Consider the following 17,255-nt stretch of genomic DNA (forward strand, 5'->3'; position numbering starts at 1 on the left):
GTCTTGCACAGCAGCGACCTGTGCTGTTGCTGCCCATCGGCAAGAGGTGTATTTGATGATCGGGCCCAAGAGGCATGATCATTTCTGAACTCACGTCTCCACCCCAATCGCCCATCTGCTCCGATCCCAAGGAACGCGCCAACGATGTCCCAGGATTTCTACTTTCTGCTCATGCCTGGCTTTTCGATGATGGGCTTCGTGTCGGCGCTGGAGCCGCTGCGCGTCGCCAATCGTTTTGGAGGCGAGCTGTTTCGCTGGCACATCCTGAGCGTCGACGGTGGTCCTGTGATTGCCAGCAACGGCATGTCGGTAAACGCCGACGCCGCGCTTGAGCCGCTGAAAAAGGGTGCGACGCTGTGGGTGATGGGCAGCGTTGATCCATTGAAGTTTTACACCGGGACACTGGAACACTGGCTGCGCCGGCTGGACCTGGAAGGCGTGGTTCTCGGGGCGATCGACACCGGCAGTTTCGTCCTCGCCCAAGCCGGTCTGTTGGAGGGGTATCGCCTGACCCTGCACTGGGAAGCGCTGGACGCCTTCAAGGAAACCTATCCCCGGCTGCAAGCGACGCAGGAGCTGTTCGAGATCGACCGGCGCCGCATCACCTCCGCCGGAGGCACGGCCTCCATCGACATGATGCTTGACCTGATTGGGCAGGCCCATGGCGCGGATATGGCGATCAAGGTGTCCGAGCAGTTCGTCCTCGGGCGCATACGCCAGCGCAAAGACCACCAGCGCATGCAGATCGCCACCCGTTACGGCATCAATAACAAGAAGCTGGTGCAGGTCATCGGCGTCATGGAGCAGCACACCGAGCCGCCGCTGAGCACGCTGGAACTGGCGGAAGGGATTCAGGTGACGCGGCGTCAGCTGGAGCGGTTGTTTCGTCTGCACTTGAACGACACGCCGAGCAACTTCTACCTCGGCCTGCGGCTGGAAAAAGCCAGGCAACTGCTGCGTCAGAGCGACATGAGCGTGCTGGAGGTCAGCATTGCGTGCGGCTTTGAATCGCCATCCTATTTCACCCGCAGTTACAGAGCAAAATTTGTGCTGTGCCCGAGGGAGGATCGAGGGCGCACGCGCGAGGTGAAGGCTGTTTGATGCTCAATTATGGTGAATTATAGTCGCGACTATAATTCGGTATAGATGACCCGGCGGGCGGCTTTCGTCTTCTTCTTCAGGCTCCGGCTCGTTCAGTAGGACCGGCTTCAGCCGGGAATAGGCCCGGTTGAGCACCCTCATTTTAAGGTGGTGGCGCCTGACGCCTTCCCGGCTAAAGCCGGTCCTACAGTCGGATTTAACCCCGGCCCACCACCGAGCAAGCGATCGGGTGCAGACCTTTCTACTTGGTCTTCATCAGCGCCGAACACGCCGCTTTGTACGCCTCATGCTGATACTTGTTCAGTGCTGCGGGCAGTTCAAAGCTGTGCTTCTTCATCTGAGCATTAATGGTCTGGGGCGACAGCAGAATGACATCGCAGTCTTCCAGCAGCTGAAAGATAGTCTCGATCTTGAACGTCGTCGGACCGCCGGCGAACTCACCTTTCTTGCTGCGCTTTTTGATCGCGATGTGACCAATGCCGTTATCGCGCACGAAGGCCTCGATCTGGCGGGCGAACGCTTTCACGTTGACGGCTTCATCGTCGTCTTCGAGTGCGATCTTTTTGGTCGGCAGTGGAAGGTGTTCGAGCGCGCCGGACGCGCGAGTGGCGACAGCGAAGATGGCCTCGCTGCCTTTGATTTCTACGCCGCAGATGTTCATGTGCATACCTTGAGCTCGGGAAGGGCGTCAGGGTAGCGCATTCGGGATCACTCGGATTGCGCGACGGTGTCGAGATACTCCGATCGTTCGTCGCTGGCGCGGGTCAGGCAATCGTTCTGGTCGATGTTGAACTCTTTGGTGCCAGGCTTGGCCGGGAACACTTCCACTGCGCAGTCCGCGTCACGCAGTTTTTTCCAGGCTTCCTGAGCCGCCTTGAGTTTGGTGGCGAATTCCTCGGCCTGGGCCTTGTTCGCCCCGAACTGCGTCTGCACGCGCTCAAGCACGTTCTGCACATTCTCTGTCAGCAGCTTTTCCGCCGTGTCGCGGCTGTACACCGAGCACTCAAGCGTCTGCTGATCTTCTTCAACGCCGTCACAAGGGTTCGCGGCCGGGTTGGATGCAGCGTGTGCGCCTGTCGCGAATAGAGCCAGAGCCAGAAACATGGTTTTCATTGGGGCTTTCCGAGTCAGAGATGGATTGGATTCTGGCGCAACCGCGAGGCAAAGAACAGGTATCAAATGCGGGCCGCCTTTGTACGCCGTTAGCGGTTATCGCTTACTGACGGTTTTGACCATTTTGCGGTCGTATTTGCTCGCGACGCTTGGACTTCTGATGCGTCAGATAGGGAGTTTTCTCGAATATTCGCGAAGTGAAAGAACCGTCCTACGGAAAAGTCTGAAATTTTCCATCAGGGTTTTTGTAGCGAGTTTCTTTGGGTAGGATCCAATCCGCGCCGTTAACCGGCACTCGCAAATAACCAAGCAACTCAGGGAGAGAACTCATGGCGCTCGACGCATTTATCCAATTCGACGGCATCCCGGGTGAGAGCCTCGACGACCAGCACAAGAACTGGATCGAAATCCTCGGCTATAACTTCGGTACCCATCAGAGCGCATCGGCGACCGCAACCTCGGCGGGTGGCGCCTCGTCGGGCCGGACCACTGTCACCACATTCAACTTTTCCAAGTTCCTTGATTCGGCAAGCGCCAAACTGATGCAAGCGAGCTGCGCAGGCCAGCATTTCAAAAAAGTAACCATCGCGGTGCACCGCGCTGGCGGCGAAAAGCTCAAGTACTTTGAGATCGTGCTAGAGGAAGTGATCATTTCTGACTACAGCCACAGTGCCACCGACGGCGTGCCCCGCGAAGTGGTGCAGCTCGATTACGGACGTATCAAAACCAACTACGTTCAGCAGCGTCGTAGCGATGGTGGTGGGGGCGGCAACGTGACGGGTGGCTGGGACCGTATCAAAAACACGATTTACGCGTGAGGGTCGTCTATGTCGCGGCCTTAAAGCTTCATCAATGATCAGATGCAGACCTATTTTTCTATCAAGGCAAAACTGCCCTTGGGGCGCCGCGCGGCCGATAAATTCGATGTGCTTAATGCCCACATCCGCAATTCCACCGTAGCGGCGGGAGAAATCGTCATCGTCCCCGATGATTCAACCTCCGCGTGCACGTCTGAAGAAGCCGAACTCATGAGGCTTGCTACGATGACCCATCAGGGCCTCATCGATAACGACGCAGGAGGCGACGACTTCATCGTGGCCAACCACGAACTCATCACGCGTCTACTGGGCAATACCTTCAATCGGTATCGGAATGGCTGCTGACGCTTGGGAAAAGCATCTGGAGCAGATCAAGACCACGCTCGACAGCATCGATGCCCTGCATAAGCAACACATGGCCTCGGGAACCCTGATCGAACGAAATCTGTTCTACACCAAACGCCGCCAGCTTTTCGACAAACTCGAAAAGCTGCTGAAAGGCTTTCTTAGTCTGGGAGCAGGACTGCGGAACACAGGCTCAATCCGGCGAATGCTGGGGATCTCAACTAAAAGCTACCTGCACACTGGCGAGATCAGACACTACGCCGAAAAAACGAGCGGCGTTGCCAAAGCGGCGAAGCTAATAAAAAGAGGAGCTTATGTGGGGATAGTTCTCGATACAGCTTCGACGGCGGTTGATATCAAGACGGCTTGCTCGACGGGCCGGGAGGATGAGTGTACGAAGGCGAAGTATGTTGAGGGGAGTAAGCTGGTTGGTAATTTGGGGGGCGCTGCGGCCGGCGCGGGAGTGGCTACTGTGATTTGCGTTACCGGGTTGGGGCTTACAACAGGTCCGGGTGCACTCGCCTGCGGTGTCATCACTGCTGGGATATTGGGTTGGTTGGGGGGCGAGATAGGAGGTAAAGGAGGCGAGATGACGGGCGAGTTACTCTATGAGGTCTCTCAATGAAAGATATCGTTCCTGGCCTAGTTGCAACTTCGATAATGATCCCTGGAATCCTGAACTTATTGGTGCTGCTATTCATCACCTGGTGGGTAAGGGACGAGGTGGACAGCCGTCTTTCTCGATGTTCCATAATTGTAGATATCAAGGCTACTTTTGGTGGCTTGGGATTTATCGGAGATGTCTATAGGGTAGGTACTGTGGCGTGTATCTTAATTTTCCCTAAGCTGTTCCTCAAGCGAGGAGTCATTGATGTTCGGCAGGTAGTGGACTTTCCAAAAAAATGGAAACTATTGATCGTGGTGCCGTTTTTTCTAAATATCATTTTTTTTACGGCCATGTTGGTGTTTCGTGCCTGGCTCTACTTTTATGATTTCTAACGACTTCATATGCTTTGAAGAATATCTCCATTGGCACCGAAATAGCAGCCGACGCTAGTGAGAGCTATTTTCAAAGGGTGGCATCATCAATGTAGGCATGTAAGTATTTTGGTTGTATTTGCAGGGTGCGTGAAGCTATTAGTAGCTGACAGCTTTTTGTGATCGGCCCGGAGTTTATTATGGCAATCAGAAGCGGCCACTATCGTCATGGTGGCGCCATTCATTCTGCAGATCATGACGTTATAGTTTTGACGATAAGTATCCTTTTCGTTGTCACTCTGCTGTATACGGTGTTGATAACATTGTATCTGCGAAACAAAGTCAATAAATCACTGGGTAGCTGTTTGGCGATTACGGACTCCAGTTTGTTCCAGATCGGAACAGGGTTTACGGGAGATATCAGAAAATTAGCCATCGTTGGCGCTATGGTCCTTCGGCCTCATATGTTCCTGAAGTTGGGCGCCATCGACGTGGATCAGGTCAATAGATTCCCTAAAAAATTCAAATACATGATCTTGGTTCAGTTGGCCCTGGTGACATTGACCACGTTAATCGCCCTCGTTTTTTTTGTTTGGGTGCACCTTCCCGACTTCTGAGGTCCGTCCCAGAGCGAAAACCCGCTCCTGCGTGAACCGCTGCATTATCGCGAGGACCTGCTGCGTCGTCATGCCTATGCCCTTTGTCGTTTCTTGACGCTTTCGGCAATTCCCCTGTCGTTTTTGCACCCGGCTCCTCCAACCCTCAGGCATATGCTGACCCCAAAGCGCCGGCAGACCTTCCGGCCATTAAAGAACCCCAGGGGACCGCCTGATGAGCCCAGCCGAATTACACGCCGACAGCATCGTCATTGACGGGCTGATCATTGCCAAATGGAACCGTGAGCTGTTCGAGGACATGCGCAAAGGTGGCCTGACCATGGCCAACTGCACAGTTTCGGTGTGGGAAGGTTTTCAGCAGACCGTCAACAGCATCGCGTCCAGCCAGAAACTGATTCGTGAAAACAGCGACCTGGTGATCCAGGTGCGCAATACGGCTGACATCCGCAAGGCCAAGGAGCTGGGCAAGACCGGCATCCTGTTCGGCTTCCAGAATGCCCATGCCTTTGAGGACCAGATCGGCTACGTCGAGATCTTCAAGCAGCTGGGCGTGGGCATCGTGCAGATGTGCTACAACACCCAGAATCTGGTGGGCACCGGCTGCTACGAGCGCGACGGCGGCCTGTCGGGCTTCGGTCGTGAAATCGTCGCGGAGATGAACCGTGTCGGCGTCATGTGCGACCTCTCCCATGTCGGCTCGAAGACCTCCGAGGAAGTCATCCTCGAATCGAAGAAGCCAGTGACCTACTCCCACTGCCTGCCTTCGGGCCTCAAAGAACACCCGCGCAACAAATCCGACGCCGAGCTGAAGTTCATCGCCGATCACGGCGGCTTTGTCGGCGTGACCATGTTCGCGCCGTTCCTGGCCAAGGGCATCGATTCGACCATCGACGATTACGCCGAAGCCATCGAGTACGTAATGAACATCGTCGGCGAAGACGCCATCGGCATCGGTACCGACTTCACCCAGGGCCACGGCCAGGAATTCTTCGAATACCTGACCCACGACAAAGGCTACGCCCGCCGCCTGACCAACTTCGGCAAGATCATCAACCCGCTGGGCATCCGTACCGTCGGCGAATTCCCGAACCTCACCGAAACCCTGCTCAAACGCGGCCACTCCGAGCGCGTGGTGCGCAAGATCATGGGCGAAAACTGGGTTCGCATTCTGGGCGACGTCTGGGGCGAATAAGCCTCCGGCCCCACGCGCCGAGCACTGAATTTTCCCTCTCCCCCTCGCGGAGAGGGCATCCACTCGAATTTTTCGGAGTTAAGTTTCCATGGCCAAGATCGCCCCGCAATTGCCAATCGAAGTCGACAGCGAGACCGGAGTCTGGACCTCCGACGCCCTGCCGATGCTCTACGTGCCGCGCCATTTCTTCGTCAATAACCACATGGGCATCGAAGAAGTGCTGGGCGCCGAGGCGTATGCCGAAATCCTCTACAAGGCCGGCTACAAGTCCGCCTGGCACTGGTGCGAGAAAGAAGCCGAATGCCACGGCATAGAAGGCGTAGCGGTGTTCGAGCACTACATGAATCGTCTGTCCCAGCGCGGTTGGGGCCTGTTCAAGATTCAGGACATCGATCTGGAAAAAGGCACCGCCAGCGTCAAGCTTGAGCACTCGGCCTTCGTTTACGTCTACGGCAAAGTGGGGCGCAAGGTTGATTACATGTTCACCGGCTGGTTTGCCGGCGCCATGGACCAGGTCCTGGAAGCCAGCGGCAGCAAAATACGCACCGTGGCCGAGCAGGTTTACGGCGGATCCGAAGAAGGCCACGACGACGGCCTGTTTGTCGTCAAGCCGTTGTAAGTCGAGGTTTCCGTCATGGCTTTCGAAGCGATGTTTCAACCGATTCAGATCGGTAAATTGACCATACGCAACCGCGTATTGAGTACTGCGCACGCCGAGGTCTACGCCACCGACGGCGGCATGACCACCGACCGTTACGTAAAGTACTACGAGGAGAAAGCCAAAGGCGGCATCGGTCTGGCCATTTGCGGCGGCTCGTCCAGCGTGGCCATCGACAGCCCGCAAGGCTGGTGGAAATCGGTCAACCTGGCAACCGACAAGATCATTCCGCACTTCCAGAACCTCGCTGACGCCATGCACAAGCACGGCGCCAAGATCATGATCCAGATTACCCACATGGGCCGTCGCTCCCGTTGGGACGGCGATCATTGGCCGACGCTGATGTCGCCCTCGGGCATCCGCGAGCCCGTACACCGTGCGACCTGCAAAACCATCGAGCCGGAAGAAATCTGGCGGGTGATCGGCAACTACGCCAGCGCGGCAGCGCGTGCCAAGGCTGGTGGTCTGGACGGCGTCGAACTGTCGGCGGTGCACCAGCACATGATCGACCAGTTCTGGAGCCCACGGGTCAACAAGCGTACTGACGAGTGGGGCGGCAGCTTCGAAAACCGCATGCGCTTCGGCCTTGAAGTGATCAAGGCTGTGCGCAAGGAAGTCGGCCCGGACTTCTGCGTCGGCCTGCGTATCTGCGGTGACGAATTTCACCCGGACGGCCTCAGCCACGAAGACATGAAGGAAATCGCTAGGTACTACGACCAGACCGGCATGATCGACTTCATCGGGGTGGTGGGATCGGGCTGCGACACGCACAACACCCTCGCCAACGTTATCCCGAACATGAGTTATCCACCGGAGCCATTTCTGCATCTGGCGGCCGGGATCAAGGAAGTGGTCAAGGCGCCGGTCCTGCACGCGCAGAACATCAAGGACCCGAATCAGGCGACGCGCATCCTCGAAGGCGGCTACGTCGACATGGTCGGCATGACCCGCGCGCACATCGCCGACCCGCACCTGATCACCAAGATCAAAATGGGTCAGGTCGATCAGATCCGTCAGTGCGTCGGTGCCAACTATTGCATCGACCGTCAGTACCAGGGCCTGGACGTGCTGTGCATCCAGAACGCCGCGACGTCCCGTGAATACATGGGCGTGCCGCACATCATCGAAAAGACCACCGGTGTGAAGCGCAAGGTGGTGATCGTCGGGGCAGGGCCTGCGGGGATGGAAGCGGCGCGCGTCTCGGCCGAGCGGGGCCACGACGTCACTTTGTTCGAGAAGAAAGACGCCATCGGCGGCCAGATCACCACGGCATCGAAAGCGCCGCAGCGCGATCAGATCGCCGGCATCACGCGCTGGTATCAGCTGGAGCTGGCTCGCCTGAAAGTGGATTTGCGCCTTGGCACGGCGGCAGACATTGCGACCATCATGGACCTGCGCCCGGACGTGGTGGTGCTGGCGGTCGGCGGTCATCCATTCGTGGAGCAGAACGAGCACTGGGGCGCGGCCGAAGGGTTGGTCGTCAGCAGTTGGGATGTGCTTGACGGCAAAGTCGCGCCGGGCAAGAACGTGCTGGTCTACGACACCATCTGCGAATTCACCGGCATGTCCGTGGCAGATTTTCTCGCCGACAAGGGTAGCCAGGTCGAGATCGTCACCGACGACATCAAGCCGGGTGTGGCCATCGGCGGCACGTCGTTCCCGACCTACTACCGCAGCATGTACCCGAAGGAAGTGATCATGACCGGAGACCTTATGCTGGAAAAGGTTTACCGCGAAGGCGACAAGTTGGTGGCCGTGCTGGAGAACGAATACACCGGCGCCAAAGAGGAGCGGGTGATCGATCAGGTGGTGATCGAGAACGGCGTGCGTCCTGACGAGGAGCTTTATTACGGGATGAAGGAAGGGTCGCGCAACAAGGGTCAGATCGACATCGACGCGCTGTTCGCGATTCAGCCGCAGCCTTCATTGAGTCAGTCAGGTGACGGGTATCTGCTGTTTCGTATCGGCGATTGCGTGGCACAACGCAATACCCATGCGGCGATCTATGACGCACTCAGGCTGTGCAAGGATTTCTAGCGGCCGACACACAGCCCTGTAGGAGTGAGCTTGCTCGCGAAAGCGACGGGTCTGTCGACATACATGCTGAATGTCGGTCCGGCTTCGCGAGCAAGCTCACTCCTACAGGAATCGAGTAAGGCATCCCGACCTGCAAGACCCTGAGTCTTTGGGAGCTCCACATGTTAAACACCCTTCTTCCCATCCTGCTTTTCGCTGCCCTGGCCCTCGCGGTCCTCGGCGCGCTGCGGCGGGTAAGCCTGTGGCGCAACGGGCGTGCCGCCAAGGTCGATCTGCTCGGCGGATTGCTGGCGATGCCCAAGCGCTACATGGTCGATCTGCACCACGTCGTCGCGCGGGACAAATACATCGCCAACACCCACGTGGCTACGGCCGGCGGCGCGGTGGCGTCGATCGTCCTGGCGATTCTGGTTCATGGATTCGGCCTGCATAACCGCGTCCTCGGTTACGCGCTGTTGCTGATGTCGGCGGTGATGTTTGTGGGCGCAATCTTCATGTACCTGCGTCGACGCAATCCGCCGAGTCGGCTGTCGAAAGGCCCGTGGATGCGCCTGCCAAAAAGCCTGCTGGCGTTCTCGGGTTCGTTCTTTATCGTCACGCTGCCCGTTGCGGGCGTACTGCCGGTGAACTTCGGGGGCTGGTTGCTGGCGATCATTCTGGGGATTGGCGTGCTCTGGGGCGTCTGCGAATTGTTCCTCGGCATGACCTGGGGCGGCCCGATGAAACACGCCTTCGCCGGCGCATTGCACCTGGCGTGGCACCGGCGCCCCGAGCGCTTCGGCGGTGGCCGCTCCACAGGGTTGAAGCCCCTCGATCTGGCGGACAACACCGCGCCGTTGGGCGTAGAAAAACCCAAGGATTTCACTTGGAATCAGCTACTCGGTTTCGACGCGTGCGTGCAGTGCGGCAAGTGCGAAGCTGCCTGTCCTGCCTTCGCCGCCGGCCAGCCGCTGAACCCGAAAAAACTGATACAGGACATGGTCGTCGGTCTGGCGGGCGGCACCGATGCCCACTTCGCCGGCAGCCCTTATCCGTCCCTCGACGGCCAGGGCAAGCCTATTGGCGAGCATGGCGGCAACCCCCATCAACCTATCGTCAACGGGCTGGTCGACGCCGACACCCTGTGGTCGTGCACGACCTGCCGGGCCTGCGTGGAAGAGTGCCCGATGATGATCGAGCACGTGGACGCGATCGTCGACATGCGCCGGCATCTGACCCTCGAAAAAGGCGCAACGCCCAACAAGGGCGCCGAGGTACTGGAAAACCTCATCGCGACCGACAACCCAGGCGGCTTCGCCCCGGGCGGACGCATGAACTGGGCGGCCGACATGAACCTTGACCTCATGAGCCACAAAAAAACCGTGGACGTACTGTTCTGGGTCGGCGACGGCGCGTTCGACATGCGCAATCAGCGCACCTTGCGCGCCTTCGTCAAAGTGCTGAAAGCCGCCAAGGTCGACTTCGCCGTGCTGGGGCTGGAAGAACGCGACAGCGGGGATGTGGCCCGTCGTCTGGGAGATGAGGCGACGTTCCAGATGCTTGCCAGACGCAACATCCAGACGCTGGCGCAGTACGAGTTCAAGCGCATCGTCACCTGCGACCCACACAGCTTTCACGTGCTGAAAAACGAATACGGCGCGTTCGAAGGCCACTACGTCGTACAGCACCACAGCACGTATCTGGCGGAGCTGATCGGCGACGGCGCGTTGAAGCTGGGCCAGCACAAAGGCACCAGCGTGACCTATCACGATCCGTGCTACCTCGGCCGTTACAACGGCGAATACCAGGCGCCGCGCGATGTGCTGCGTGCGCTGGGCATTGAGGTCAAGGAAATGGTCCGATCCGGATTCCGCTCACGTTGCTGCGGCGGCGGCGGCGGCGCGCCGATCACTGACATTCCCGGCAAGCAACGCATCCCGGACATGCGCATGGATGACATCCGCGAGACCGGCGCCGAGCTGGTGGCTGTGGGTTGTCCACAATGCACCGCGATGCTCGAAGGCGTTGTAGAGCCACGGCCCATGATCAAAGACATCGCCGAGCTGGTGGCTGACGCACTGCTGGAAGATACCGCGCCGGTAAAACCGGCGGCGGCCCGACGTGAACCTGCGGAGGCGCATTGATGAGCGACATTATCCGCCGTGACCCACGTGCCGAATGGATAGCACGTAACCGGCTGCATCCGCTGCACGCTGCCATGCAACCGGCGCAAGCCAGCTGGATGGGCCCGAACGGTGTCCTGCGTAAAAACGTGCATGGCGTCGGTTTTATCGGTCCCAACGGCGTCAAACGCATTGATCGAAGTGGAGCGCAACAGGGCGGCGCGACCAAACGCTCAGTAGTTGTTGACGTGCAATTGCCGCTGCATCGGATCGCAACGCCTGCTTTCTATGTCGCTGTCGTCCCCGACATGGTCGGCGGCCGGTTGAGCAGCCACGACCGAGACCTGCTGGGCTTGGCCCATGGGCTGGCCGGCAACGAGGGCGCTGTTCTGGCGGTGATTTTTGGCGAGCACAAAGAGACAACGTTCGATACTGCTGGCGTTGATCGTCTGTTGATATTGGAAGGCAATGCGTTCACTGGCTATTCCCCCGAGCAACGTGTGCAAGGTTTGCGGGCTGTGGATAACCAGTTCGACCCCCATCACTGGTTGTTGCCTGACAGCCGAAACGGCGGGGGAGAATTGGGTCGCCGTTTTGCGGCAAGTCTGGGAGAGCGGCCGTCGACACGCGTCTGGCAAGTGGCTGGCGAACACTGCATTGGCCGCGCAGGCGCTGGCGCGCAAGACCTGTTGCGCCCCGTGTCACGCATTATTCTTGCGCAAGCAGAATGTGCCGAACCTGTCAGTGAAACGCGGCATGAAGCGCTGCCCGTGGAGTTATCCACAGCAGTTGCACGCAGCTTGCCGCGCATCGAAGACCTTGGCGCGGTGGCAGTCGATCCGGCACTTATCCCCATGTCTGAAGCTGAATTTATCTTTTCAGGTGGTAACGGGGTCAAGGACTGGCCGCTGTTTCACCGCACCGCCGTCGCATTGGGCGCCACTGAAGGCGCATCCCGGGTGGCGGTGGACGATGGCTTCATGATGCGCGATCGCCAAGTGGGTGCGTCCGGCACCTGGGTCACTGCCAGGGTTTACGTGGCGGTCGGAATTTCCGGGGCGATCCAGCATTTGCAGGGGATCGGCGCCTGCGACAAGGTGGTGGCCATCAATCTCGACCCGACCTGCGACATGATCAAGCGTGCTGATCTGTCGGTGATCGGAGAGAGTTCGGCCATTCTCGAAGCGCTGATGGAAGCGGTCGACACTTACCGGACTGGAGCGAAGCGCGATGCAGCCTAAAATGGGGGGCTCTGTGGATAAAGGTGCGCTGCACGTCATCAGCCTCGTCTCCGTCGGCGCGCACCCGACGTCAGGACGTCCGCGTCGCGCCGATCAGGACGCCCGCGCGGTTGAATTGGGTTTGCAACTGGCTGGGGATAACTTGCACGTGTTGCATGCGGGTAATGCTGAAGAGCCTGCCTTACGGGGCTACCTGGGTATGGGCGTGGACGAACTCCATGTGCTCGCCCAGCCGCCAGGCGCGGACGCAGTGCCTGGACTAACGGATTACATTCGTGAGTCGGGCGTGCAACTGGTGCTGACCGGCAGTCAGGCCGAGACGGGCGAAGGGTCCGGCATGCTTCCCTATTTGTTGGCCGAAACGCTCGGCTGGCCGCTCGTGGTGGGCCTGGCCGAGGTCGAGTCCATGAGCAATGGCAGCGCCCAGGTGCTGCAGGCGCTCCCCCGAGGTCAGCGTCGCCGACTCAAAGTACGACTGCCGTTTCTGGCGACTGTGGATAACGCCGCACCAAAACCTCGTCAAAGCGCATATGGCCCGGCGCAACGCGGTCTGCTGGATGTGGAAGAGATTGAAGTAGTCATCGACGAAGTGTTTACCGACGCGGAGTTAACCCCCGCAAAGCCACGGCCAAAGCGCTTGAAGGTCATCAAAGCGAAAAGCGGCGCTGATCGTATGAAGGCCGCCACGGCTAAAGCGACCGGAGGCGGTGGGCAGGTGCTCAAGGGGGTGACTGCTCAGGAGGGGGCTGCGGCGATTTTGAAATTGTTGGTGGAGGAGGGGGTAGTTCGTTGAGCCCCGAAAGGCGCCGCGATGGCGCCTTTTCTCCGATCACGACTGAGGCGTTTCTGGCTGCATTTTTCGACCCCTGGAATCTGCATCAACAATCACAACGTCGAAAACCTGCTCAATGACCTGACGCGGCCCTTGTTTCAAACTCCATGCGAAGAAAACGAGACACCCGACGAGTAGAGTGAACAAGCCCGAGCCAACGAGGCTCTGCGCAGCCCCCTTCCAGAACCCTGGCCGCGCCATGCGGATATCGTTGGCGGCTCTGGAAGAGTAAAACGCTGCCAACTCGTCCGTTTCGGTACTCAGTGAGGACTCCAGAAAGTTTGTCGCCAGCCGGGTCGCCTGGGTTCGATAGGCTTCAAGTTGCGAACTACTGTTGCTGATGTCGTGGAACGCAACGAGATCGCAATCTAGCGGATCAGTACCGTTTCTCTCTTTGAACGCGTGGATATACTCGATTTTTTGCCGTTTATACACCGAGTACGCCAGTTGGCCGAGTATGTCGTCTTCATCGTTCACTAACTCGCTGAAGATGTAGTTGTAGCGCTCTTCGGTCATGTGCAGTCACTCCTGCCGGAGCCTGCGGGAGGCCGATCGGAATGCTTCCCTGATTTCTTCGGTTGTCTTGGGTTTAAAGCTGATGATGCCCAATAATTCTTTGGGCAGAGCAAACGAGCCCCCTTGCTTACGCTTGGATAGCCTGTTGTTTGCCTCGATGACGACTTTGCGTGAGAACGGTGTCCAGTGATGCATGAGCGTGCTCCCTGCTGACGGTTGATGTGCGCTGAGTGTAGCGAGCGGTCCGGGACTTGGATGTCAGACGCTTCCTAAACGTACCGACCCAAACGTCCATGTGCATATACCCACAATCGCTGTTGATCCGCCTGTGGATAAACTGTTCGCGTATCGCTCCAGCCCTTTGCTGGCGTCGCTCTCAGCTGCGTGGTTGTTTTTTGATCACTCTATGTAGCGGATTCCTATAAGTTTTTTCCACAGACCAGTCCTGGTGGCGCGTGTTCTTACCCACATTGTCTGTGAGCGTGCGTGTGGATAAGATGTTCGTGATTCGCTGCAGACCTTGTAATTCGTGGCGTCTAGAGCTTTGCTCAAAATTTAACCAATAACAGCCATCCAGAGCTAATTCGCGCCGCTGGTCAGCTCTAATGAGCGCTTTTCACGCTTTTCCACAGCACTTTGCAGACTTACACACATATGCTGTTGGCGCTTCTGTGGATAACATGTTCGCGGTCGGGGTTTAACCCCTGAATCCGGTCATTTGAGCGATCTGCTCAAAAAATGATCAGAAGTCTTTTTTAGCATTTATCAAAGTGGGGCAAGATCACATGTAGGTTCGGGGAGCGTCACGCAGATTTCCGCGCAGCGATCCAAAACCCATCGCGGGCAAGCGCGTTCCTACAGCTCTAATGTCTGTAGAAACGCGATTGCCCGCGACAGTGTCAGTCTAAATCCGACAGAAAAACTCTACTCGTGATTAACCGCCACCCCCTTCAGATAAGAAGCAGGCTCGGCGCCCATGTTTTCCAGCAATTTGGCGCTGTACCAGTCGATAAAATTCACCACGCCAAATTCGTACGTTTTTGAGTACGGCCCCGGCTGGTAAGCGATGGAGTTGATTCCGCGCTGGTTTTCTTCGGCCAGTCGACGGTCCTGGTCGTTGGTGGCGTCCCAGACCTCACGCAGGCGCGCGACGTCGTAGTCCACGCCTTCGACAGCATCCTTGTGCACCAGCCATTTAGTGGTAACGAGGGTTTCTTGCGCGCTGACCGGCCACACGGTGAATACGATGACGTGATCGCCCATGCAGTGGTTCCACGAGTGGGGCAGGTGCAGGATGCGCATCGAGCCCAGGTCCGGGTTCTGGATGCGGCCCATCAGTTTTTTGCTGCCTTGCTTGCCATCCATCGTCATCGAGACGGTGCCTTTGAGCAGCGGCATGCGCACGATGCGGTTGCGCAGGCCAAAGCTGGCGTGGGCGAAGGGGATCTTTTCGGCCTCCCATGCGGCGGCGGATGCCGCAACGTGGTCCTTGAAAGCCTGGTCGGCGCGCGGGTCGGTGACGTCGTCCCACTCCAGCAAGGTGTTCAGCAGTTCGGGGTGCGAAGCATTGCAGTGGTAGCACTCGCGATTGTTTTCCAGCACCAGCTTCCAATTGGCTTTTTCGACCAGGGTGGTTTGCACCGCCACCTTGGTGTTCTCCATGTCGTACGGTTCCATGTAGTGATTCAGCGTCTGCAGGAACGCGTCGATGGCGGGAGGGTTGCTGGCCATGCTGATGAAAATGTACCCGCCCGCCACTTTGCAATGCACCGGCTTGAGGCCGAACTGCTTCATGTCGAAGTCCGCACCCATTTCGGTACCGGCATACAGCAGGCGACCATCGAGTTCGTATGTCCACTGGTGGTAAGGACAGACCAGCTTGGCAACCTTGCCTTTTTCCTTGGTGCACAGGCGAGAACCGCGGTGGCGGCAGACGTTGTGAAACGCATTGATCGAGCCGTCCGGTCCGCGCACGACCAAGATCGGGTTCTTGCCGATCTGGAGGGTGAGGAAGTTGCCCTTGGCCGGCACTTCACAGCTCATTCCCGCGATCAGCCACTCTTTCTGAAAGATTTCCTGCATGTCGATTTCAAACAGCCGCTCATCGCTGTAGAAAGGCTGCGGCAGCGAGTAAGTGCGCTCGCGGGTGTGCAGCATCTCGGCAGTCGCCTTGCGCGCAGGTTCCAGCGGATCGCCCAAGCTCAGAGTTGCGGTGACGTCCATCTTTCAAGTCCTCAGGCCGCGCTTGGCGCAGCCTACGAATGTGGCTGATACGGTGGGTGTGTAGCGAATCAAGTGAGGCGGCAGGGTTTCTGACGCGCCGGCCGACAGATAAAAATTCTGTAACGAATTGATGGCGAGTGTGGAGCCGGGCGCGACCCGAACCTTATCCATGGGCGACATGGCCGAATCCGTTTCCGACGGCCCGACGCCTATAGACCGGGGCTGGTCGCCATAAGTATGTGAATGTCGCTGATAGGTAAATAGGCGGGTCGCCCGTTACGCAGAATCGCACCATAAGAGGCCGACCGTCGGCCGTGGAGAGTGAGTATGTCCCAGAGTTTCCTCAGCCCGGTCAACACCCAGACGTGGTCCAACGGCCGCCACCTGGTACGGGTCGTCAAAGTGATCCAGGAAACCTGGGACGTGCGCACCTTCTGCTTTATGGCGGATCAGCCGATTCTGTTCTTCTTCAAGCCCGGGCAGTTCGTCACCCTGGAGCTAGAAATCGACGGCGTGCCGATCATGCGCTCCTACACCATCTCCAGTTCCCCCTCGGTGCCCTACAGTTTCTCAATCACCATCAAGCGTGTGCCCGGCGGCAAGGTTTCGAACTGGCTGCACGACACGCTTCACGAAGGCCAGGAGCTGGCGGTGCACGGGCCGGTGGGTCTGTTCAACGCCATCGATTTCCCGAATCCGAAGATTCTTTACCTCAGCGGCGGCGTCGGCATCACGCCGGTCATGTCCATGGCGCGCTGGTACTACGACACCAACGCCAACGTCGACATGGTCTTCGTCCACAGTTCGCGCTCGCCCAAAGACATCATTTACCACCGCGAGCTGGAACAGATGGCGTCGCGAATCAACAATTTCGCTCTGCACATCGTCTGTGAGAAACATGGGTTGGGTGAGCCTTGGGCAGGCTATCGCGGTTATCTGAACCAGAAGATGCTCGAGCTGATGGCGCCCGATTTCATGGAGCGCGAGGTGTTCTGCTGCGGGCCGACGCCGTACATGAGCGCGGTCAAGCGCTTGCTTGAAGCCAACGGTTTCAACATGGCGCAGTACCACGAAGAATCCTTTGGCGCGACGCCGCCGGAAGCCCGCGCCGACGCCGTGGAACAGGCCGAACAGGCCGCCGACGCGCCCGACCTGGATGTCGCTGACTTGCATCAGGTGGAATTCACCGACACCGGCAAGAGTATTCGCGTCGCACCGGGCGAAACCGTACACGCGGCGGCTGCCAAGCTTGGCCTGATGATTCCCAAGGCCTGTGGCATGGGTATCTGCGGGACCTGCAAGGTGATGAAACTGAGCGGGGAGGTGGAGATGGAGCACAATGGCGGCATCACCGATGATGACGTAGACGAGGGTTACATCCTGGCCTGCTGCAGCGTGCCGAAGGGGGATGTGCGGATTGAGTATTGAGGCCTGACGCCGGCCTCAACCTCTCACCCGTTTGGAAGAGCCGACTCGGTCTCG

16 protein-coding genes and 1 pseudogene are annotated in these 17,255 nt (G+C 58.2%); 12 read left to right on the forward strand and 5 right to left on the reverse strand.

Translation table 11 applies throughout. The features are described 5' to 3' along the window. Positions 1-144 precede the first annotated feature (144 nt). Positions 145-1,101, forward strand: a complete 957-nt coding sequence (locus AC0Z8Z_RS20890; RefSeq protein WP_485620368.1) for a GlxA family transcriptional regulator — start codon at positions 145-147, stop codon at positions 1,099-1,101. 241 nt (positions 1,102-1,342) lie between these two features. Here the strand turns inward: AC0Z8Z_RS20890 and AC0Z8Z_RS20895 are convergent, their stop codons facing one another. After that, positions 1,343-1,762, reverse strand: coding sequence for a DUF3010 family protein (locus AC0Z8Z_RS20895; RefSeq protein ID WP_485620369.1), 420 nt, complete (start codon positions 1,760-1,762; stop codon positions 1,343-1,345). A gap of 47 nt (positions 1,763-1,809) precedes the next feature. Next, positions 1,810-2,214, reverse strand: a complete 405-nt coding sequence (locus AC0Z8Z_RS20900) for a lysozyme inhibitor LprI family protein (RefSeq protein WP_065991249.1) — start codon at positions 2,212-2,214, stop codon at positions 1,810-1,812. A gap of 329 nt (positions 2,215-2,543) precedes the next feature. On the opposite strand from AC0Z8Z_RS20900, the gene AC0Z8Z_RS20905 reads away from it, so the two are divergent. The 10 genes and pseudogenes from AC0Z8Z_RS20905 (at position 2,544) to etfB (ending at position 12,995) form a co-directional block, all read left to right on the forward strand. Continuing rightward, complete coding sequence (locus tag AC0Z8Z_RS20905) at positions 2,544-3,032, forward strand: Hcp family type VI secretion system effector (RefSeq protein ID WP_074886727.1); 489 nt, start codon at positions 2,544-2,546, stop codon at positions 3,030-3,032. Positions 3,033-3,074: 42 nt separating this feature from the next. Continuing rightward, positions 3,075-4,002: pseudogene (locus AC0Z8Z_RS20910) on the forward strand (hypothetical protein). Further along, entirely contained in the window at positions 3,999-4,376 is a 378-nt protein-coding gene (locus AC0Z8Z_RS20915; protein ID WP_108121072.1) for a hypothetical protein, read from the forward strand. Before AC0Z8Z_RS20910 ends, AC0Z8Z_RS20915 begins: the two are co-directional and overlap by 4 nt. Before the next feature lie 179 nt (positions 4,377-4,555). After that, positions 4,556-4,972: a hypothetical protein gene (locus AC0Z8Z_RS20920; protein ID WP_485620370.1), complete on the forward strand. Its 417-nt coding sequence runs from the start codon at positions 4,556-4,558 to the stop codon at positions 4,970-4,972. 214 nt (positions 4,973-5,186) lie between these two features. Next, on the forward strand, positions 5,187-6,164 hold the full coding sequence (locus AC0Z8Z_RS20925) for a dipeptidase (protein ID WP_065991250.1): 978 nt from the start codon (positions 5,187-5,189) through the stop codon (positions 6,162-6,164). 88 nt (positions 6,165-6,252) lie between these two features. Further along, positions 6,253-6,783, forward strand: a complete 531-nt coding sequence (locus AC0Z8Z_RS20930; protein ID WP_065991251.1) for a 4-vinyl reductase — start codon at positions 6,253-6,255, stop codon at positions 6,781-6,783. Positions 6,784-6,798: 15 nt separating this feature from the next. After that, the gene (gene dgcA / locus AC0Z8Z_RS20935) at positions 6,799-8,859 is read left to right on the forward strand and encodes a dimethylglycine demethylation protein DgcA (RefSeq protein WP_485620371.1); all 2,061 of its coding nucleotides are present in this window, start codon (positions 6,799-6,801) and stop codon (positions 8,857-8,859) included. Positions 8,860-9,020: 161 nt separating this feature from the next. Then, positions 9,021-10,982, forward strand: a complete 1,962-nt coding sequence (gene dgcB, locus AC0Z8Z_RS20940; RefSeq protein WP_485620372.1) for a dimethylglycine demethylation protein DgcB — start codon at positions 9,021-9,023, stop codon at positions 10,980-10,982. Further along, positions 10,982-12,202, forward strand: a complete 1,221-nt coding sequence (etfA, locus tag AC0Z8Z_RS20945) for an electron transfer flavoprotein subunit alpha (RefSeq protein ID WP_485620373.1) — start codon at positions 10,982-10,984, stop codon at positions 12,200-12,202. The genes dgcB and etfA overlap by 1 nt, the downstream gene beginning before the upstream one ends. Next, positions 12,192-12,995, forward strand: coding sequence for an electron transfer flavoprotein subunit beta (gene etfB, locus AC0Z8Z_RS20950; RefSeq protein ID WP_485620374.1), 804 nt, complete (start codon positions 12,192-12,194; stop codon positions 12,993-12,995). Before etfA ends, etfB begins: the two co-directional genes overlap by 11 nt. 36 nt (positions 12,996-13,031) lie before the next feature. Here etfB and AC0Z8Z_RS20955 read toward each other — a convergent pair whose 3' ends face one another. From AC0Z8Z_RS20955 to gbcA, 3 genes are all read right to left on the reverse strand, one after another. Then, positions 13,032-13,550 carry a hypothetical protein gene (locus tag AC0Z8Z_RS20955; RefSeq protein ID WP_122536469.1) on the reverse strand — a complete coding sequence of 173 codons (519 nt, stop codon included), beginning with the start codon at positions 13,548-13,550 and terminating at the stop codon, positions 13,032-13,034. 6 nt (positions 13,551-13,556) lie between these two features. Next, positions 13,557-13,745 carry a hypothetical protein gene (locus tag AC0Z8Z_RS20960; RefSeq protein WP_122536470.1) on the reverse strand — a complete coding sequence of 63 codons (189 nt, stop codon included), beginning with the start codon at positions 13,743-13,745 and terminating at the stop codon, positions 13,557-13,559. A gap of 729 nt (positions 13,746-14,474) precedes the next feature. Further along, complete coding sequence (gene gbcA, locus AC0Z8Z_RS20965) at positions 14,475-15,773, reverse strand: glycine-betaine demethylase subunit GbcA (protein ID WP_485620375.1); 1,299 nt, start codon at positions 15,771-15,773, stop codon at positions 14,475-14,477. Positions 15,774-16,100: 327 nt separating this feature from the next. Between gbcA and gbcB the strand changes: the two genes are divergently transcribed. After that, a complete protein-coding gene (gbcB, locus tag AC0Z8Z_RS20970; protein ID WP_122536474.1) occupies positions 16,101-17,201 on the forward strand; it encodes a glycine-betaine demethylase subunit GbcB in 1,101 nt (366 codons plus the stop codon). Positions 17,202-17,255: the final 54 nt, after the last annotated feature.

The organism is Pseudomonas sp. 1L-C-7-B-C1 (assembly GCF_057291635.1).